The sequence below is a fragment of the Rhodopirellula maiorica SM1 genome, from assembly GCF_000346295.1.
Lineage (GTDB): Bacteria > Planctomycetota > Planctomycetia > Pirellulales > Pirellulaceae > Novipirellula > Novipirellula maiorica.
This window is the reverse complement of the sequence record NZ_ANOG01001039.1, coordinates 1-2,795: the sequence shown is the minus strand read 5'-3', so window position 1 is coordinate 2,795 and position 2,795 is coordinate 1. Positions and strand designations below refer to the sequence as shown.

The following is a 2,795-nucleotide window of genomic DNA, read 5'->3' as shown; positions in this document are numbered from 1 at the left end:
AATGTACTTTTCGTGTGATTCGTGTCTTTCGTGGTTCGGATTCCCCGACGCAACGACGAGCGTCCACAACCTACGACCATCAAGTTTCCCGACCGCGCAACGACGGACTGCAAGAACGGCACGCGTCCCCGGTACGCAGCCGAGATTTTCAATTTCACAACCGCCAGACTCGCGTACTCGGATGCACGCGTCGGTTCCCCGTCACTCGTGGAGCTGAGCCCAAGGCAATGATAGCCTGCTTCGTTACCGAATGCTTGATGGATGATGTTGCGAACGCGATTCAACATGATTCCGTCGGGGCCGGGAGTGATGTGCGGGCGGCGAGTTAGTGTGTGTATGGTCTAACTGTCCAATGTCTGTCGCCCCAACGCGCAAGGCTGGCGGAAAATCCGGCACGAATCGACACGTCTTTCAACTGTGGTTCGGGCAGGCGTCCGGAGACAGCAAGTAACAGTGAAGTCATAGGAGTGAGCTGCGAAGAGGGGCTCTATTCGCCTAATTCGGGTAACGACCGGGATCGCCGAGGACGAGCCGAAAGGCAACCACTGCCCCCAAAAAAACGCCAAGTCCTTCGCGTGCATTCCATGGTTCTGCCTTCTGTTATCTACGGTGGAATAGCAAAATGGGATGCAAGAAGAAATGTTAGCAGTGTGGATGTCTCGAAGCAAACACGACGCGAGAATCGAGCGCCGGCGTACGCACTGGACAGGAAGGATGTTACAAGCAGCAACGAGAACGCAGCGAGACAGAGGTGATCGAGCTGCGCAAGTGTCAGCGGTCCGAGCGATGTTGCGTGCCAGATAGTCGGGAAACCGGTTGGCAGCATTATCATCAGCCAAAAGAATTTGCAGACGTAGTGAAAGACAAGAAATGTGATGACAGTTAGGCGAAACACATTGCCATTATCAGGAGTTGCGAACTGCCAATTGCAATAGGCAGGAGATTCGGGCATGTCGGCTGAACGTGCGACAAAGATTGATGCTACAGCCAGTAGGGCGTAGTGAGCGGCGATGCAAGCGATGGCGATCAGCGACGCGAACGCACCGCACCACATCATGAAGGCAGAGACCGCTACCAGTCCCAGCAAAGCCTGAATCCCGAACAACAAGGGCGAATGAACTCGGCGGTGGATTCTCATGCTGTAATCACGGTTCCCTCCATGGCAGAACGGCCGGCATTACTGGGGGGGAGAGTAAAGTTGTTCATTTCAAATCGGCCGCAAGCCCCGCTCCGTGTGAATGCCATCGTTATCCCACAAATTCGGTTTGTCGTGGCGTACGAAGACGCTCGATAAGGCCCCGTAGAATCACGCGGTCTTCTGGCATGTAGTACCGATAATGAGCCATAATCTCGTTGCCAGCGGAATCGTGTACAGAGAATACGCCCATCCATTCGCTAACAAACTCTGGATCGACATCGTCAAGATCGATGGATACTGATTGAGGACTGAAGATCAAACTCGGTCCAGACAGCGTCCGCCCATCAACATTCACGTCGAAACTTCGAATATTGACCGCGCATGCCCAGAATGCTGCACGAATGACGACAATAAACACCGCCCAGCCATACGGGATTTGGAGCCATCGGGTCAGAAAATAGATTGCGATCCCGATGGACAAGCTGCTTAGCGTAGTAGCGGTGAAAAATCGCCATCGACTAGCCGCGAACGTTAAGCGTGGCGGATCGGACTCATTCATGAGATTGAGATGGGATAACGAAATGCGTCACCCGGTACGCGTGAGAGATTTTCAACTTCAAGACCGCTCGACTCGCGCACTCGGGGCGCACTCGATCGTTCCCCTTCGTGTCTTCACTTCAAGCGAACTCGGACGGAAAAGGTTATGAATTTACACCATTTGAGGATCACGCGTTCTATTTTCGAATGCGATGCAGCGTGCGAAGGGCGCATCACCGCTGCCGGGCATTTTTCGGATAAACAAGTTTGGTTCGCGCCAAGTCACATGTTCGGTTTGAGTTTATTGCGTCGGGGATCGACCGGAGCGATGTATCAATTTGAGAAAACGCGCAAGCCGTGCTCCGTGTGAATGGCTTGGTTATCCACAATGCAAAATTCACATCACGTTTCGCGACAGATACATCACGTTATCCTTAAAGTATGCGCGTGTCTGACCACCATTTGATGCTGATTTCGTCGCAAAGGCGGCATCCGGTTCCGTGAAGCCCAGCCTGTCTTCATCAAAGCGTTGAAGTGCATCTTCGTATCTAAACATAGGAACGGGAAAATCAGCAACCCACGCGTCAAATTCGTCCCGAGACATCGAGAACGACGCAAAAAGATGACCAAAGCTTGGTTCGTAGGTTATGCATCCAGTCTTGGGTACGTAATCATTGTGCGATTGATGCAGCCTTACGAAGTTCTCGTGATGGAAGAGTTTTACGCCCGTGTACGTCAGGATCATCCACAGCCCAATTGCCGCCAGCAGCAGCCAGCCGAGACGCACACGTTTGAGTGCGCGAATAAGTGAGACAGCAATCAACGCAGCCAGCAGAGCTAACTTGGCAATATTGAAGAACACCTCGAGATAAGCTTCGCCTAGGCCTATGTACATATCGGGACACGGGAGTGATGGGCGGGCGGCGAGTCGTGAGTGACCACTTGTAAAAACATTGCCGTCGTCTGCGTCACCATCACATGATTGCCCACAATCGCGGCGGAGCAGCGTAAACCAACAGGGTTTACGCCCCCCGATCATATCCGCTGTAACGGCAAATCGCAATTCGGTCAGGATCCGCAGATCCTTAGAATAGTGATCGAAGAGAGGCTATTCAAACAT

General features: G+C 52.7%; 3 protein-coding genes. All 3 read right to left on the bottom strand.

Annotated features, from left to right (window positions below):
• A partial coding sequence (locus RMSM_RS43235) for a hypothetical protein (RefSeq protein ID WP_040770891.1) occupies positions 1-287 on the bottom strand: 287 nt, incomplete at its 3' end.
• 960 nt (positions 288-1,247) lie between these two features.
• Complete coding sequence (locus RMSM_RS33565; protein WP_040770887.1) at positions 1,248-1,697, bottom strand: hypothetical protein; 450 nt, start codon at positions 1,695-1,697, stop codon at positions 1,248-1,250.
• A gap of 375 nt (positions 1,698-2,072) precedes the next feature.
• The gene (locus RMSM_RS33555; RefSeq protein ID WP_144058146.1) at positions 2,073-2,537 is read right to left on the bottom strand and encodes a hypothetical protein; all 465 of its coding nucleotides are present in this window, start codon (positions 2,535-2,537) and stop codon (positions 2,073-2,075) included.
• Positions 2,538-2,795 lie beyond the last annotated feature (258 nt).